Raw genomic sequence first — 16,228 nt, 5'->3', positions numbered from 1 at the left:
CGTTGGATGTGGACGGTCTCAGCGCTCACCGCGGCGATAGGGCTGCATCAGCGCCTGCGGAACGCGCGCGCGGCGGGCCATGACGGCAAGCGCGGCGATGGAAAGGATATAGGGCGTCATCAGGAAGAGCTGGTAGGGCACGAGCCCGCTCAGCACGGTCTGCAGCCGAAGCTGGAAGGCATCGAAGAAGGCGAAGAGCAGGGCGCCGAAAAGCGCGCGGCCCGGACGCCAGGAGGCGAATACGACGAGCGCGATGCAGATCCATCCGCGCCCCTGCACCATGGTCGGGAAGAAGCTGTTGAATGCCGACAAGGTCAGGAAGGCGCCGCCCATTCCCATCAGCGCACTGCCGATGATGACCGCGCCGTAACGCACCTTCATCGGATTGACGCCCTGGGCTTCCGCCGCATGCGGGTTCTCGCCGGTCATGCGGATCGCAAGCCCGACGGGCGTGCGAAAAATGATGTAGGCCATCACGAGAGCGATCAGGATCGCAAGATAGGTCGGTGCCGTTTGGGTGAAGAAGGCCGGGCCTAGGAAAGGCAGCGTCGAGAGGCCGGGAATGGCGATCGGCTGGAACGGCATGATGGTGGGCGGCGTATTGGCAAGCGGCACGATCAGCCGGAAGACATAATAGCTGAAACTGGAAGCAAAGAGCGTGACGCCGAGGCCCGAGACGTGCTGTGAGAGGCCGAGCGTCACCGTCAGCCCCGCATGCAGCAGGCCGAAGACGCCGCCAGCGACCGCAGCAATCAGCAGGCCGGTCCAGAGATCGGCGCCATGATAGACGGACAGCCAGCCGATCATCGCCCCGAAGGTCATGATGCCTTCGATGCCGAGATTGAGCACGCCGGCCCGTTCGCACAGCAGCGCGCCGAGCGTGCCGAAGATCAGCGGCGTAGCGATGCGCAGGATTGCCGCCCAGAGGCCGGCGGAGGCGATGATATCGAACACTTGCATCATCGCCGGATCCGGTACTGGGTGAAGAACAACGCAACCAGCATCGTCAGCAGCGACAGCGCAACCGTGACGTCGGCGATATAGGTCGGGATGCCGAGGCCACGGCTCATGCCGTCGGCGCCCACGAACATGGTGGCCGTAAAAATGGCGGCAAAGACGACGCCGAGCGGATTGAGGTTGGCAAGCATCGCGACAACGATACCGGCATAGCCGAAACCGGGCGACAGATCGGTTGTCACGTAACCCTTGACCCCCATTACCTCGATCGCTCCCGCAAGCCCCGCAAGCCCGCCCGAGAGACAGGCGACCTTCACCAACGTTCTACCGAGCGGGACGCCTGCGAAGACCGCGCCGGCGGGATTGAGGCCCGCGGCGCGGGACTGCATGCCGAATACGGTGCGGGAATGGACGAAATGGACGCCGACGGCAAGAGCGATCGCGATCGCAAGGCCAATATGCAGGCGCGAGCGGGCGATCAGCTTCGGCAGCATGGCGTGATCGCTGACGGATTGCGATTGCGGCCAGCCAAAGGCAAGCGGATCCTTGAGAACCCCGTCGATGAGCATCGAGACGAAAAGCACGGCGATGAAGTTCAGGAGCAGGCTGGTGACGACCTCATCGACTGAAAAGCGCAGCCTGAGCCACAGCGGAACCAGGATCAGCACCATGCCGGCGATGGCGCCGATCAACAACAGGAGCGGAATGAGAATGGGAGCTGGAAGATTACCCAGCAGTTTCGAGCTTGCCGCCGCAACGGCGATGGCGCCGAGATAGAACTGGCCTTCGGCGCCGATATTCCAGAGCCGCGCCCGGAAGGCGACGGCCGCAGCAAGCCCGGTCAACATCAGCGGCGTTGCCCGCGTCAGCGTTTCGGTCGCCGACAGCCGCGAGCCGAAGGCGCCGGTCAGGATGCGCCAATAGGCATCCAGCACCGGCGCGCCGGCGATCGAGATCAGGATACCGGCGAGCGCAAGCGCGGCGATGACGGCGATCACAGGCGTGACGATCAGCAGGGAAAGCGGGCGGTGCTCGCGGCGCTCAAATCGCATAGCCGGCCTCGCGAGTTTCCTGCCATTCGCCGGCCATCATCAGCCCCAGCCTGCGCCCGTCGGCTCCTTCGGCATCGACGGGCGGCGACAAGCGGCCACCGACGATCGCCTGTATGCGATCTGCAAGCGCGATCACCTCGTCGAGATCCTCCGAGATCAGCAGCACGGCGGTTCCCTGCCGGCGGGCTTCGAGCAGGCGTGCATGCACAGCGGCTACGGCACCCTCGTCGAGGCCCCGGGCCGGCTGCGCGGCAATCAGGATTCGCGGCCGCCGATACAGGCTGCGGCCGAGAATGAGCTTCTGCATATTACCGCCGGATAGCAGCCTTGTGCGGGTTGCCGGCCCGCCGCCGCGAACATCGAATCCGTCGATAATCTCCCTGGCGAAAGCCATGCCGGCCCTGCGATTGACGAGACCGCGGCGCGAGAAGGCCGGCGAGACGATGCGCTCCAAAACGGCGTTTTCCCAGATCGCCATTTCCCCGATCACGCCCTCGTGGTTGCGGTCCTCGGGAATGCGGCCGATGCCGGCTTCCACGACATCTGAGACCCTAAGATGGCCAACGACTTCCCCGAACAGCCGAAGGTCCCCGGCGCTGCGCGCCAGTGTACCGGAAAGAAGATGCGCCAGCGCCGCCTGGCCATTGCCCGCAACACCGATGATGCCGAGGATCTCACCCTGTTGCAGCCGAAAGCTGATTGATTTCAGCCGGTCGACGCCGCCGGTGCGTACCGTCACGCCGTCAGCCTCAAGGGCGACCGCCCCGGGTTCCGACGGCTCGCGCACGGGCCGTGTCACGCGCCGCCCGACCATCAGTTCGGCGAGCTCCGCCTTGCTGGTTTCCGCTGCCCTGCGTTCGGCGACCATCTTGCCGCCGCGTAAGACGACAATGCGGTCGGCTGCAGCCATGACCTCATCGAGTTTGTGTGAGATGAAGATCAACGACAGGCCCTGGCGGGCCATTTCCTTCAGTGTCGTGAACAGCCGCTCGGCCTCGATGTTGGTCAGCACCGCAGTCGGCTCGTCGAGGATCAGGATGCGGGCGTCGTTATAGAGCGCCTTCAGGATCTCCACCCGCTGCTGCTCGCCGACCGACAGGTCGCCGAGACGGGCATCGGGATTGACCGCTAGGCCGAAGCGCTCGGAAATGGCCAGGAGCTTCTTGCGCGCCGCTGAAGTTGCCGAGCGCCAGGACCACAGCTTTTCGGCGCCTGTCATGACATTTTCAAGCACTGTCAGATTGGGCGCCAGCGAGAAATGCTGGTGCACCATGCCGACACCAGCGCGGATCGCCGCACGCGGCTTGCCCGGCGGCACCTCCGCGCCCTCAATCAGAATTCGCCCGACATCCGGTGTGTAGTGGCCGAAAAGAATGCTCATCAGCGTCGTCTTGCCGGCACCGTTTTCCCCGAGCAGGGCCACGACCTCCCCCTTGGCCAGGGTCATGGAAATATCATCATTGGCAAGGTTGGCGCCGAAGCGTTTGCTGACGCCGAGAATTTCCAGAACGGGGCTGGTCATGACGGAAGTCCTGCCACCGGAAACCGGTGCTGCCATCGCCCCTCGGCCTCCAGGCGTGCGGCAAGCGACAGAAGGCGCGGCTCGTGGCCCATCGGCGCCATGAGCTGCACCGGCAGCGGCATGGCCTGTCGATCCTGTCCGAAGGAGAGCGCCAAAGCAGGAAAACCCGAAATATTGGCGAGGCAGGCAAGCGGCGCAAATGCCATCATTCTCTCGAGATGCAGATCCGTATCGGCATGATCGGTCGGAAAGGAGCCGATCGCAAGAGGCGCGGACGAAAGCATCGGCGTCAGGATGCAATCGACCTTGTCGAACAGCCTCCAAAGACGATGACTCACCAGAACGGCATCGTTCAGCGTGTTCCAGAGCATGGTCGAAGAAAGCGCCCGTCCACGCGCCGCGAAAGCCTGCGTGAGAGGCTCGGCCCTGCTTTCCTCAAGAGCCGCCACCTCGATGAGGGCGGCGAGGTTGACGGACACGATGTCGGCAAAGGCGCGGCCGCTGGCGGCGACGCTCCATTCGAACTCGGCCGAGGCGAGTGGAACGATAAGGTGTCCATCGCGTTCGAGCATGCGCGCCGCGTCCTCGACTGCTGCAAGGCGATCACCCTCAGTCGGGTAAACCGCCCCGGTGTCGGTCAGCAGGCCGATCCGCAAACGGCCGTTGTCGATCTCGACAGGGGAGGGGTCCGGAACAGGTCCGCGCGCATGACCGCTCAGCCGGCTGAAAATCAGCCCCATATCCCGCACCGACCGGCACACCGCCAGTTCGCTCGCGATGCCGGCGAGGTGGTTGCCGAAGGATGGCCCCCCCGGAATGGCGCCTCGGGTCGGCTTCAGTCCGACGAGGCCGCAACAGGCTGCCGGCACTCGGATCGAGCCGCCGGCATCGGTGGCATGCGCAATCGCGACGATCCCGGCCGCAACCGCCCCCGCCGCGCCGCCGGAGGAGCCGCCCGCGGTCCGGGCCGGATCGAGCGGATTGCGACAGACAGGCCCGATCGCCGGTTCGCTGGCGAGCGAAAGACCGAATTCCGGACTTGTCGTCAGGCCGAACAGGCAGAGGCCGGCGTCGCGAAACCGGGAAGCCAGATCGGAATCCGCTTCGCCGCCCTTTCTTTCAAAGAGGCGGGAACCCGCCGTCACGGGCAGTCCTCGAAAGGGACCGCCAAGGTCCTTCGCCAAGGTCGGCACCCCCGCAAGGGGCCGCCCAGAAAAATCATCGGGCGCGCTGCGCCGTTCCCGGTCGCAGGCGTGCGCTGCGGCGAGACCCATTGCGGCATCGAGATGAGCGATCGTGCCGAGCGTCTCATGCTGCACGGCCGCGTCGATGGAGGCCTGCATCGCCTCTGCAGCGCTCAGGCTGCCATGCCTGATCGCCGCCGCCAGCTCAGTCGCGTCGCCCTGCATGAACCGACTACTTCGGCTCGTCCATCATCTTCGGAACTTCGAAGGTGCCGGCCTTGATCTCCGCGCGCTTGGCCTCCATCGCAGCCTCCGCCTCGGCGGGTGCCACGCCCTTGACGAAGACGATATCACTGCCGCCTTCCTTCATCAGGCCGTAAGACGTGTAGTTCCTGCCAACGGGCTTGCCGGCGGCGACATCGGCGATTGCAGCATTCAGGATCGGGCGGAAATACCACATGGCATTGGCGAACACGGTATCTGGATAACGCGGCGTGTAATCGATCAGCGAGCCGACCGATTTGATGCCGCGTTCCTTGGCGGCATCGGCCGTGCCGATGCGCTCGCCGAACAGGATATCGGCGCCGGCGTCGATTTGCGCGAGACCGGCTTCGCGCGCCTTCGGCGGGTCAAAGAAGGTCCCGATGAACGAGACGAGGTGCTTGGCATCGGGGTTGACCGCCTTGACGCCCGCGGCGAAGGCGTTGATCAGCATGTTGACCTCGGGGATCGGTATGGCGCCGACCGAGCCGACGACGTTCGACTTGGTCATCTTGCCTGCCAGCATGCCGGCCAGATAGGCGCCATCGTGGTTCCAGGTGCCGAAGACGCCGAAGTTGTCGCCGGCCTGCTCGCCGCTCGAGCCAAGCACGAAAGCAGTATCGGGGTAGTCGGCAGCAACCTGTCGCGCCTCCTTTTCCACCGCATAGGCCTCGCCGATGATCAGCTTATTGCCCTGTTCGGCATATTCGCGCATGGCGCGCGGATAGTCGGTGCCGGAGACGCCTTCGGAGAAGACATATTCGATGACGCCGTCCTTGGCGGCGTCCTGGAGTGCCTTGTGCAGACAGGAGTTCCAAGCATTTTCGACCGGCGACGCATGAATTCCGGCGACTTTCAAGGGCGCAGCCGCTCTAGCGAGCGGCGCGAAGCCGCTCACGCCAAGCGCAATGCCCGACGCGATCACTGCGCGGCGTGAAATCAGGATGTCTTTGGTCATTGATTGTTCCCCGTTTTGACCATCTGGTTCAAAAATCATAGTAGCGCCCAAAAATGTGTCAAGCAGCGAATAGGCTTAAAAATCAGGCTGATCGGCCGCCGTAACCTGGCTGAAAGAACGAGACGTGGCAGGCTGCACGCCCGGTGCCATCGTGCTTCTCGAGCCGGATCTGCGGGGCTTGGCGCGGCGACTCTGGCAGGATATGCATAGACGATCGGGTTGGGGAAATTGAAATGGTTGAAGAAGAGGACGCCTCGCGGCGGCCGATCGCGAGCCGGTCGTCGTCGGGGGCGATCGCCGTGAGTACGCGGCTTTCGCGCACCTTTATCACGCGCACGACGAACCTCGGCCGTTGCCTGGAGAAGTTATGAGCGCACTCGTCCGTCGGCTTCTCGTGCTGTTCGTCCGTATCATGGTCGGCGCTCGAAGCGAGTGGCGGGGCTGCACGCCCGACACACGCCGCCGCATCTATTTCGCCAATCACAACAGCCACGTCGACACCGTCGCCGTCATGGCCGCCCTGCCGTATCAGGTACGCCGGCTTACCCATCCGGTGGCCGCACGTGATTATTGGGGAACCAGCACTTTCCGCCGCTTCATCGCGGAGAAAGGCCTGCGCGCCGTCCTGATAGACCGCAAGCCGCTGCCGGAAAGCAACCCGCTGGAGCCCCTCGAGCGCCTGCTCGAGGAGGGCCGTTCGATCCTGATCTTTCCCGAGGGGACGAGAAGCGCCACGGATGAAATCGCTCCTTTCCGCAGCGGCATCTATCGCCTTGCCTGCCGTTTCCCCGATGTCGAACTCGTGCCGATCCATCTCGACAATCTTCAGCGCATCCTGCCCAAGGGGAGCGTGCTGATTGTGCCGATCACCTGCACGGCGCGCTTCGGCAAGCCGCTACTCGTCGAACCGGGCGAAGGAAAGGACGCATTCCTGGCCCGCGCCCGTGCAGCAGTCATCGAGCTCGCGCGCGGGGGGCCCGTCGAATGACCAGCTTTTTCTCCATTGTGCTGGCCGCAATCCTCGGCCTGCTGGCGGTCGCCTCCGCCATCGGTTTCATCCTCCAGCGGCGCGCCACGGACCCCGGATCCGTTGCCACCGTGCATAACCTCAATGCCCGAATTCGGTCTTGGTGGATCATGGTCGCCGTCTTCGGCGGCGCGCTCCTGCTCGGGGATACTGCGGTGGTCGTACTGTTCGCATTCCTCTCCTTCATGGCGCTCCGCGAATTCTGGACGCTGACGCCGTCGCGACGTGGCGACCACCTGGCGCTCTTCCTGTCATTCTTCGTGGTGCTGCCGGTGCAATATGTGCTGCTCGGCACATTATGGTACGGCCTCTTTGCGATCTTCATCCCGGTCTATGCCTTTCTGATCCTGCCGGCGGTGGCGACCTTGACGGGCGACGTCAACGAGTTCCTGGCGCGAACCGCCAGGGTGCAATGGGGATTGATGCTGACGGTCTATTCGATCAGCCATGCACCCGCACTGCTGATGCTGCAGACCGGCACGCCCCCGGCGCTTCTTCTCATCTATCTCGTCATCGTGGTGCAGCTGAGCGACGTCTTCCAGTATGTCTGGGGCAAGCTTCTCGGAAAGCATCGTTTCTCGCCGAACATCAGCCCGTCGAAGACGCTCGAAGGCCTCTTCGGCGGCGGCGCCTCGGCCATCCTTGTGGGAACGCTGCTCTATCGCCTGACGCCGTTCTCGCCTCTGCAGGCGGCGGCCGTCAGCACGGTCGTCGTGGTCGCGGGCTTCTTCGGCGGCTTCGTGCTCTCGGCCATCAAGCGCGACCTCAACGCCAAGGACTGGGGCTATGTCATCGAGGGGCATGGCGGCGTGCTCGACCGCTTGGACTCGATCACCTTCGCAGCGCCGCTGTTCTTCCACATCGTCCGCTACTGGTTCACGGTGTGAGGACATCCGATATCATGCGTCCGGCCGTTCAAAACCGGTCGACCTCCTCAAGACTATCGAACAGACGCTGCTGAACGTCCCGTTCTTGCCTGCCGATCGCCGTCAGCAGCTTGCCCATGGTTCCCCTCATGCCATGAAGCTGGTCCACCAGATCCATGACGACATCGACACCGGCTTCGTTGACGCCCATATTGCCCATGAGATCAAGAATGAGCCGGGCGCGGGCGACGTCGGCGTCGCGAAACTGCCTTTGCCCCATTGACGTCTCCGGGATCAACCAACCCTGTTCGACCCAGAAATCGAGTTGAACCACATCGATTTTCAAGCAAAGACGGAATTCGTGATCATTCATGATCAGGCCTCCATGTTCTTCCTCGGATCGTATGGATGTGCGCTCGCCCATTCCTTCACCAGGGAGGTCAGCCGTTCGTCAGGGCTATCGGGCAACACGATCTTCAACGAGACGTAGACGTCACCGTGTCCGCCGCCGCGTTTTGGAACGCCCTTGCCCTTGAGACGCAGGACCTTTCCGGTGTTGGAATGCGGCGGCAGCGTCAGGCTGACCGGTCCCGAAGGTGTGGGCGCGCGCACCTTGCCGCCGAGCACAGCCTCGCTGAGGGAAATCGGCAGTTCCAGGCGGATGTCATCGCCGTCGCGCGTGTAAAAGCGGTGCGGGCGAACGCGGATCTCGATCAGCGCATCCCCCGCCGGCCCGCCTCCGATGCCCGGCTCGCCCTTGCCGCGCAGCCGCAAGGTCTGGCCGTCGCGGGTTCCGGGCGGAATCTTGACCTCGAGCGCGGGACCGTCGGGAAGCTTGACCTCGGTTCTGGTGCCGTTGACGGCCTCGATAAAATCGACCTCCATGGAGAAGCGCCGATCTTGACCCTGGCTGCGTGCCCGGCCACCGCCGCCGGTCCGGCGCGAAAAGAAGCTCGCGAAAATATCATCGGCATCGCTGAAATCGGCAAAGCCGGCGCTGTTGCGATAGGGATTATCCGGACCGCCGGCTGTGGCATAGTCACGATAATAGCTGCGCTGCGCCCGCTCGGCGCCCGTCATATCGATCTCGCCGCGATCGAAGCGCCCGCGCTTCTCTTCGTCGCTCAAAATTTCGTAGGCGGTCGAAATTTCCTTGAACCTTTCCTCGGCGTGTCTGTCGCCGGGGTTCAGGTCGGGGTGAAGTTTCTTGGCGAGCTTGCGGAACGCACTCTGAATATCCTTCTGGGTTGCATCCCGCTTTACGCCCAGAAGCTCATAGGGATCCTGGCTCATGCATATCTCCGGTCAGGCAGTGAATACTGCTGGTTGGTTGGGATTGATATAGGTTGCCAGGCCGCCGCCGGGGAGGGGATGCCGCGAGCGTCAAGCCGGTCGTGCCATGATCGGCGGAAGCTCGCCGGGATCAGAGCAAAGCGACATCTTCTGCTTGAGCCTCGGCATCCTCGCGGTGATGATCGAGGCGCCGGTCGATAAGAACCGAGCACCCGGCATGGCGCACAACCTTCTCTACGATCGACGAGAAAACATAGTCGGTGATATCGGCCACGTGTGACGACAGCAGGATGAGATCGGCCGCTGTTTCCCTGGCGGCCGACACGAGCAGCGAGGCGGCTACGCCGATGCGAACCTCGATCCTCGCCGGGATGCCCAGCTCCTTGCAACACGATGCAAGTTTCTGCTCGACGTCGACAATGGCAGCAGTCTCGAATTCCTCGGGAATGTCAGTCAGGTGACGGTGCGGGATGTTCTCGACAACGTGCATGACGATAATGGTTCCGCCGTCGTCCACCAGCGCCGCTGCCCGGCGCAACAGGCGGTTTGCCGTCTGTCGCGAGCCCATGCCGATGCCGCAGATGATCGTGCGATACATTGAGCCTATATCCTCGAAGGCGAGCCATTTTCGTCATCATAGCGCTATCGACTGCGCCTGCTTTGACTAAAGTCAAGCCGGACTGAGCCGCAATGTGGTTTACCTGAACGGCGTCTTCGACGAAAGCAACGCGATCGGGTGGGCAATCGAGCGACCATCCGCGATGCGGCCATGGCTTAAAGGTAGCCTTGGCCCGCAGGATCCGCGTCGACCCGGCCTAGACTGGCACTGCCTGTCACCACGGCGATCTCGTGGACGGATGCTATCGCCACCGCCGGACATGGTCGACCAGTGCCCGAAGCTTCGGAGGCAGATTGCGCCGGCTGGGGTAATAAAGAAAGAAGCCGGCAAAGGGAGGGCAATACTCCTGAAGGAGAGGAGCCAACTGACCAGATTCGACATAGGGTTTGAAGGTGTCCTCCATCCCGAAGGTGATGCCGCCGCCGGCACAGGCTGTGCGGATCATAAGCCACATGTCGTTGGTGGTGATCTGGGGGTCGACAGCCACGTCGAACTCGCGGCCATGCTGGCCGAATTCCCAACGATAAGGTGCGCTGTGTGGCGCTGGACGCCAGCCGATACAACGATGCGACGAGAGCTCTGAAGGATGTTCGGGCTTGCCGAAACGTTCAATGTAGGACGGCGCAGCGAAGGCGCCCTGGCGCTGCTCGCCGGATACCGGAACGGCAATCATATCCTGATCAATGACTTCGCCCAAACGTACCCCCGCGTCATAGCCTTCCGCAACGATGTCGAATTCCTCGTCCGTGACGGTCACGTCGATCTGAATAGCGGGAAAGGTGTCCGCGAAGCGGGCCAGAAGCGGCCCGGAGATGAACTGCTCGGCGATAGATGACACCGCCAGCCTCAACAGTCCGCCCGGTGCGCTGTCGCGGTCCGCGGTCGCGTCGAGCGCCAGTCCGACTTCCGAAATAGCCGGGGCCACCCTCCGATACAGTTGTTCGCCGGCCTCCGTGAGACTGACACTGCGCGTCGTGCGGCGTACGAGCGCGACGCCCAGCCGGTCCTCCAGACGGCGGATGGCCTGGCTGATTGCTGGCCGTGTGACGCCCAAATTCTCCCCGGCCACGCGAAAGCTCCGCGCTTCGGCGACTGCCAGAAAAACAGAAATGCCATTCAGGTCGATTGCCATTGGTTAGATCTATTTACCAGAGCGGTCATTATTGGGCAAGTTGTTCGACCTTATCGATGCGTCTACGCTGCGACTGACCATTCAAACGGCGCGAGGCCTGTGGACGGTGCACGCAGCTTCATTGCCGATCGATGGTCTTAGCAAGCTCTCAGCAACAGGAAAGGACTGATCCCATGACCATTCTTCCGACACGCCAGTGGGTCGCCGGCGCGAGCCGACCAGCCCTGATCACACTGGCATTGCTGTCGCTCCCCCTGCCGGGTGCAGCCATTGCCACCACCGCGGCAACGCAGGCGCAGGCCCCTGACAGTTCCGCGATCGAGCAGCGGAACAAGGCTATCGTCGAAGCCGCCTTCGAAAAATGGCGTGGTGGTACCTACGTCTTCGCGGAACTTCTCGCTCCCGACGTCGTCTGGACGATCCATGGCTCCGGGCCGGTCGCCGGCACCTATCGCAACCAGAAGGACTTTATCGAACGGGCATCGCGTCCCCTGACCAGCCGTCTCGCGACGGCGATCATGCCGGAGGTGCACAACATCTTTGCCGACGGCGACACGATCATCATTCGTTTTGACGGAACCGCGACCACAACGTCGGGCGCGCCCTATCGCAACCAGTTTGTCTGGATATTCAAGATGAAGGACGGCCTCGTCGTCAATGCGGAAGCCTTCCTGGACCTCGTTGCCTATCAGCAGGTTGTCGACAATAACGCTCCGCGCGCTCAATGACCGACGCCCGAACCGGCACCGCGCACCTATGCGCTATCGCCTCCAAACCGAGAATAGCAACGCTTAACGGAACCCGACTATGCGGCAGCCATTTGCAGCACTCATCACGGCGGCCACCCTTTCGATTCAACCCGCAGAAGCACAGGAGACCAATTTGCAGCCGAACCATCCTTACGTTGGCATGTGGGTCACCGACGACAACCGTGTTCGCCATGAACTTCTGCCGAGCGGACGTTACGTCGAGGCCCGCGGTCAGCGCGAGCGTGCCTATGAAGGCCGTTACGAAGTCGACGGGACGCATATCGAGTACTGGGACGACACGGGTTTCACCGCCGACGGCGATTTCGTCGATGCGAACACACTGCACCATGCCGGCATGATCTTGCGCCGCAAGCCAGCGACGCCTTGACACATTGGGCGAGCATCCGCGGTGCGTAAACGCTTCAAAGCGATGGGTGCCGCCAAATCCTCTGACAGGTCCGGACGCCGTGCACCGTCGCCCCGTCATCGTGCCCTGTCCACCTCTCGCAGCAGGTCGATGAAGGCCCGCAACGGGGAGGGCACGTGCCGGCTGCGCGGGTAATAGAGCGCCAGACCAGGCGTCGGCGGGCACCAATCATCGAGCACGGTCGCGAGTTGACCGGACGCCAGAAACGGCCGTGCGAAATATTCCGGCACATAAGCAATGCCACGGCCGTCCGCGGCCGCCTGCACGAGAAGATCATTGTCGTCGAGGGTGAGATTGCCCGGCGCGTCGATAGCGACTTCGGCCGCGCGCTTTGAGAACTCCCAGCGATAGCGCTTTCCGCTAGGCAGACGTTGGCGGATGCAGCAATGCGTATAAAGGTCGTCGGGCGTATGCGGTCTTGCTCTGCTCTCGAGATAGGACGGCGCTGCCACGGCAATGAAACGCACGTCGCCGCCGAACTTCACCGCGACCATGTCTTTCGGGACGGTTCCCAGCAGGCGTATTCCAGCATCGAATCCCTGTTCCACGATATCGACGAGCCGACCTTCCGAAACAAGATCAAGCTCGACGTCGGGATAGAGATCCATAAAGCGCGGCACGACCTCTTCGAGGAGAATGCGGGCGCCGCTCTTGTTTGCATTGATCCGCAGTGTGCCGCTCGGGGTGCCGCGCTCCTCGGACAAGGTATCGAGCGCCTGATCAAGATCCTGAAGAACCGGATCGAGGCGCGCGAGCAGGCGAGCGCCGGCCTGGGTCAGCGACACGCTGCGGGTCGTCCGGTTAAAGAGCCGCACGTCCAGTTTTGCCTCCAAGCCGATGATTGCGTGGCTGAGAGCCGAGCGCGAAACGCCCATGACGTCGGCAGCTCTGCGAAAGCTCTGGTGACTGGCCACCGCTGCAAAGGCGGCGAGATCATTCAGACTGGGACGCATTATTCGTGAATTATCCTCACCACGGCATCTCAAATTGAAGATCTTATATCACCAATATTGCTGTTTTACATTGCAGATGAACAGATCAGGAGTTCACATGCCAAAGACATGGTTTATCACCGGCGCTTCCTCGGGGCTCGGTCTCGAGATGACGCAACAGCTGCTCACCCAGGGACACAACGTGGTCGCAGCGATTCGCCGCGCGGCGGCGCTGACGAAACTTGCGCAGGAATACCGCGAACGCCTGGATATCGTTCAGCTCGATCTGGTCGAGCCGGAGCGCATTGCCACGGCCGTCAGAGACGCATTCCAACGGCACGAGCGGATAGAGGTAATCGTCAGCAACGCCGGCTATGGCCTGTTCGGTGCTGCGGAAGAGCTCACGACTGAAGAGATCGACCGGCAGATCACCACCAACCTTGCCGGATCCATCCATCTCATCCGTGCCGCACTGCCCCTTCTCCGAAAACAAGGCGGCGGGCGGATCGTCCAGGTTTCCTCCGAGGGTGGGCAGATCGCCTATCCAGGCTTCAGCCTCTATCACGCAACCAAGTGGGGCATCGAGGGCTTTGTCGAAGCCGTGGCACAGGAGGTGGCGCCTTTCGGCATCGACTTCATCATTGCCGAGCCGGGACCGACCGGCACCAACTTCGGAGCCAATCTCGTCCGCGCGAAACCGATGGATGCCTACGATGAAACCCCTGCCGGGGCCGTTCGCCGGGCGATCACCGACGGCAGCTTCGAGATCAAGGGGGATGCCGCGCGCACCGTGGCCGCAATCATATCAGCCGCCGAGAGCAAGACGCCACCATTGCGGCTAGCGCTGGGTAGCACAGCCTATTCCTCCATCTCACAGGCGCTTTCCGCACGCCTGTCTGCCCTTGAGGCGCAGCGAGGAGTGGCGAATTCCGCCGACAGGCAGGGTCTGTGAACCGCAGCAGCAATCTGTAAACACGGACCTCATGCAGTAAGGAGACAACATGTCCATTCGATCAATAATATTGGCTCTCGCCCTCAGCGTCTCGTCTTCTGCCTTCGCGCAGACAGCCGCAGAAAACCAAGTCGTAGGCACCTGGCGGATGATGTCGGCGACGATCGATCCCGGCGGCAAAAATATCTCTGCCTATGGAGAAAAGCCCAACGGTCTTCTCGTCTTCACCCCCGACATGCACTTCGTAGAAGTTCTGACCGACGCCGGCATCACACGGTTTGCATCCAACGCTCGCGGCGAGGGGACGGATGATGAAAATCGCATGGCCATGTCAGGCAGCATCGGATTTTTCGGAACCTACACCGTTGATGAGAAAGGAGAATTCAGCGGCAACCGTGTCGAAGGGTCTACATTCCCGAACTGGGTCGGCAGCGTACGAACACGTGAGGATTTGCGGCTGGTCGTTGAAGGCGACCGCATGACCGAACAATTCCGCAGACCGGAAGGCACTGAAATCAGGATTGAATGGCAGCGGGTCAAATAAAGGCGCCGGAGGCCAGCCCTCTGAATGAGGTCTCGACCTCGCCGAGCTTCCGTCCTTCGGCCATGACCAAAGCGAAGCTGAGCTATCTGGAGGAAGAAAACCACGCTCTTCAATCGTCGTTCCATGTTCAAGGCGGGAGCCGCCGTCATCGGCTGGTTGGTGAACGCAGGGACAGATCTTATCCTCCTCGACACCGGCATCGGACAGGAAGGCAGGGGGTCTGCACGGGGCAAAGGCAAGCCAGATCGCGGCATCAGGATTTGGACAAAGGCGCCGCTGCCAGTAGTCGCAAAAGGATATTTGGCGTGCTGGCTGCCGAGAAAATCCCGTTTATCAGCCATCATATGTCGATCCTCGTCATCTCGATGCTTTCACTTTCCCCCGATGCACCGATGCGGTTTGGCGCCCTTCAACGCGGTATTCCCGATATCTCGCAGCGTATGCTGACGCTTACTCTTCGCAATCTTGAGAGGGATGGGCTCGTAGCACGGCACTATTACACCGAACTGCCACCGCGCGTTGAGTATGAGCTGACCGATCGCGGAAAATCGATGCTGAAGCCGCTTGCGGGATTCAACGATTGGATCCGCGACACATGGCAAGATATCGAAGCCTCGCGTAGGGAGTTCGATGCGGCCGAACAATGCCGGATTTAGAAGGAGCTCCGATCTGCTTCTACGCAAGCTGCTGGCCAAATCACCGCGGGTCGAGGGCATTCTTCGCCTTCCAGTCGTAGCTCCTCATGTAATCAAGAAACGCCCGCATGGCGGCGCTCGGGAGGCGGCGGCTGGGATAGTATAAGAACCAGTGTGGCAAGGTGGGGCTCCAGTCGGAGAGAAGCTCCACCAGCCGGCCGGTTTGGACATGCGGCTTGGCGTAGTCATCGAAGACATGGGCGATTCCTCTGCCCGCCAGTGCAGCTTGCAGTTCATTGTGTGCGGAACTGACGGTCAAACGGCCCGTGGGAGTGACCTCGATTTCCTCGCTTCCCTCGGCGAACCGCCAGGTGACAAGCGTGCCACCAGGGAAACGACGCCTTATACAGTCGTGACCAACGAGTTCGTGCGGCGTCAGCGGTTGACCGCATCTCTTGATATAGTCAGGCGAAGCGACGATTGCATAGCGAAGCGCGGGTCCAAGCGGCAGCGCGATCATGTCCTGGGCCAGCTGCTTGCCGAACCTGACGCCGGCATCGAAACCCTGTTCCACGATATCGATGACAGCAGCATCGCTGATGATCTCGATCTTCACCTCGCGATAGGCATCCATAAAGTCGAATACCATCGGGCAGAGGACATGATCGACGGCCGGTGCCGGTGCGTTGATCCTGAGGGTTCCGGATGGGCTATCGCGCAATTCGTCGACCTCTGCGATCGCGAGCCTGATGTCGCTCAATGCAGGTGCCAGACGTTCAAGAAGGCGCTGTCCAGCCTCTGTCGGAAACACGCTCCTCGTCGTTCGATTGAGGAGCCGGATACCCAGAGCCTCTTCCAGAGCATTCATCGTTTGGCTCAAGGCAGATGAAGACACGCCTCGCTCGAGTGCTGCTGCACGGAAACCGCCACAACGTACGATGGCCACGAAGACATCGAAGCTGTCTAAGCGAATTGGATCCATTGAGAAGTATTTCTAACCAAAGTGATAAACTTAGCGCAGGTTATCAGACCAATCGACCCATGTCATGATGAGCTCAGAGATTATCGCCCTGCTCGATCTGCTTCCTTTAGCGGGCAGTTCGACCAGCCAAGCCAAT

18 protein-coding genes and 1 pseudogene are annotated in these 16,228 nt (G+C 62.0%); 8 read left to right on the top strand and 11 right to left on the bottom strand.

Annotated elements, in window-relative coordinates; all coding sequences use genetic code 11:
- Positions 1-18 precede the first annotated feature (18 nt).
- The 5 genes from FFR93_RS29855 to FFR93_RS29835 are packed head-to-tail and all read right to left on the bottom strand — an operon-like array spanning position 19 to position 5,934.
- On the bottom strand, positions 19-963 hold the full coding sequence (locus FFR93_RS29855) for an ABC transporter permease (protein ID WP_064710436.1): 945 nt from the start codon (positions 961-963) through the stop codon (positions 19-21).
- Positions 960-2,009, bottom strand: coding sequence for an ABC transporter permease (locus tag FFR93_RS29850; protein ID WP_138395819.1), 1,050 nt, complete (start codon positions 2,007-2,009; stop codon positions 960-962). The genes FFR93_RS29855 and FFR93_RS29850 overlap by 4 nt, the downstream gene beginning before the upstream one ends.
- A complete protein-coding gene (locus tag FFR93_RS29845) occupies positions 1,999-3,531 on the bottom strand; it encodes an ABC transporter ATP-binding protein (RefSeq protein WP_138395818.1) in 1,533 nt (510 codons plus the stop codon). The genes FFR93_RS29850 and FFR93_RS29845 overlap by 11 nt, the downstream gene beginning before the upstream one ends.
- Positions 3,528-4,940, bottom strand: coding sequence for an amidase (locus FFR93_RS29840; protein ID WP_138395817.1), 1,413 nt, complete (start codon positions 4,938-4,940; stop codon positions 3,528-3,530). The genes FFR93_RS29845 and FFR93_RS29840 overlap by 4 nt, the downstream gene beginning before the upstream one ends.
- 7 nt (positions 4,941-4,947) lie before the next feature.
- A complete protein-coding gene (locus tag FFR93_RS29835; protein ID WP_064710440.1) occupies positions 4,948-5,934 on the bottom strand; it encodes a BMP family protein in 987 nt (328 codons plus the stop codon).
- 233 nt (positions 5,935-6,167) lie between these two features.
- On the opposite strand from FFR93_RS29835, the pseudogene FFR93_RS29830 reads away from it, so the two are divergent.
- The 3 genes and pseudogenes from FFR93_RS29830 to FFR93_RS29820 form a co-directional block, all read left to right on the top strand.
- Positions 6,168-6,266 (top strand): annotated as a pseudogene (locus FFR93_RS29830) (CDP-alcohol phosphatidyltransferase family protein); the annotation flags it as partial.
- Between the two features lie 35 nt (positions 6,267-6,301).
- A complete protein-coding gene (locus FFR93_RS29825) occupies positions 6,302-6,922 on the top strand; it encodes a lysophospholipid acyltransferase family protein (RefSeq protein ID WP_138395816.1) in 621 nt (206 codons plus the stop codon).
- On the top strand, positions 6,919-7,848 hold the full coding sequence (locus FFR93_RS29820; RefSeq protein ID WP_138395815.1) for a phosphatidate cytidylyltransferase: 930 nt from the start codon (positions 6,919-6,921) through the stop codon (positions 7,846-7,848). The genes FFR93_RS29825 and FFR93_RS29820 overlap by 4 nt, the downstream gene beginning before the upstream one ends.
- Positions 7,849-7,876: 28 nt before the next feature.
- On the opposite strand, the gene FFR93_RS29815 is transcribed toward FFR93_RS29820, so the two are convergent.
- The 4 genes from FFR93_RS29815 to FFR93_RS29800 all read right to left on the bottom strand — a co-directional run bounded on the left by FFR93_RS29815 (position 7,877) and on the right by FFR93_RS29800 (position 10,871).
- Positions 7,877-8,200 (bottom strand): chaperone modulator CbpM, encoded by a 324-nt coding sequence (locus tag FFR93_RS29815; protein WP_138395814.1) that lies wholly within the window; start codon positions 8,198-8,200, stop codon positions 7,877-7,879.
- A 2-nt stretch (positions 8,201-8,202) separates the two neighbouring features.
- Positions 8,203-9,120, bottom strand: coding sequence for a J domain-containing protein (locus FFR93_RS29810; protein WP_138395813.1), 918 nt, complete (start codon positions 9,118-9,120; stop codon positions 8,203-8,205).
- Between the two features lie 130 nt (positions 9,121-9,250).
- Complete coding sequence (locus tag FFR93_RS29805; RefSeq protein ID WP_138395812.1) at positions 9,251-9,718, bottom strand: universal stress protein; 468 nt, start codon at positions 9,716-9,718, stop codon at positions 9,251-9,253.
- 262 nt (positions 9,719-9,980) lie between these two features.
- Positions 9,981-10,871 carry a LysR family transcriptional regulator gene (locus FFR93_RS29800; protein WP_138395811.1) on the bottom strand — a complete coding sequence of 297 codons (891 nt, stop codon included), beginning with the start codon at positions 10,869-10,871 and terminating at the stop codon, positions 9,981-9,983.
- 173 nt (positions 10,872-11,044) lie between these two features.
- On the opposite strand from FFR93_RS29800, the gene FFR93_RS29795 reads away from it, so the two are divergent.
- Positions 11,045-11,599 carry a nuclear transport factor 2 family protein gene (locus FFR93_RS29795; protein ID WP_138395810.1) on the top strand — a complete coding sequence of 185 codons (555 nt, stop codon included), beginning with the start codon at positions 11,045-11,047 and terminating at the stop codon, positions 11,597-11,599.
- A 79-nt stretch (positions 11,600-11,678) separates the two neighbouring features.
- On the top strand, positions 11,679-12,008 hold the full coding sequence (locus FFR93_RS29790) for an Atu4866 domain-containing protein (protein ID WP_064710448.1): 330 nt from the start codon (positions 11,679-11,681) through the stop codon (positions 12,006-12,008).
- Between the two features lie 95 nt (positions 12,009-12,103).
- Here the strand turns inward: FFR93_RS29790 and FFR93_RS29785 are convergent, their stop codons facing one another.
- Complete coding sequence (locus tag FFR93_RS29785) at positions 12,104-13,003, bottom strand: LysR family transcriptional regulator (RefSeq protein ID WP_138395929.1); 900 nt, start codon at positions 13,001-13,003, stop codon at positions 12,104-12,106.
- A gap of 94 nt (positions 13,004-13,097) precedes the next feature.
- Here FFR93_RS29785 and FFR93_RS29780 point away from each other — a divergent pair, with 94 nt between their 5' ends.
- The 3 genes from FFR93_RS29780 to FFR93_RS29770 all read left to right on the top strand — a co-directional run bounded on the left by FFR93_RS29780 (position 13,098) and on the right by FFR93_RS29770 (position 15,131).
- Entirely contained in the window at positions 13,098-13,931 is an 834-nt protein-coding gene (locus tag FFR93_RS29780; RefSeq protein ID WP_138395809.1) for an SDR family oxidoreductase, read from the top strand.
- Positions 13,932-13,980: 49 nt separating this feature from the next.
- Complete coding sequence (locus FFR93_RS29775) at positions 13,981-14,475, top strand: lipocalin-like domain-containing protein (RefSeq protein WP_138395808.1); 495 nt, start codon at positions 13,981-13,983, stop codon at positions 14,473-14,475.
- Positions 14,476-14,780: 305 nt separating this feature from the next.
- Entirely contained in the window at positions 14,781-15,131 is a 351-nt protein-coding gene (locus tag FFR93_RS29770) for a helix-turn-helix domain-containing protein (protein WP_246661377.1), read from the top strand.
- A gap of 40 nt (positions 15,132-15,171) precedes the next feature.
- Here the strand turns inward: FFR93_RS29770 and FFR93_RS29765 are convergent, their stop codons facing one another.
- The gene (locus FFR93_RS29765) at positions 15,172-16,092 is read right to left on the bottom strand and encodes a LysR family transcriptional regulator (protein ID WP_064710451.1); all 921 of its coding nucleotides are present in this window, start codon (positions 16,090-16,092) and stop codon (positions 15,172-15,174) included.
- Positions 16,093-16,228: the final 136 nt, after the last annotated feature.

Origin of the sequence: Rhizobium sp. MHM7A (genome assembly GCF_005862215.1) — a bacterium.
GTDB lineage: Bacteria > Pseudomonadota > Alphaproteobacteria > Rhizobiales > Rhizobiaceae > Rhizobium > Rhizobium bangladeshense.
Note: the sequence above shows the minus strand (reverse complement) of the source record. Positions and strands in the feature narration are given on the sequence as shown.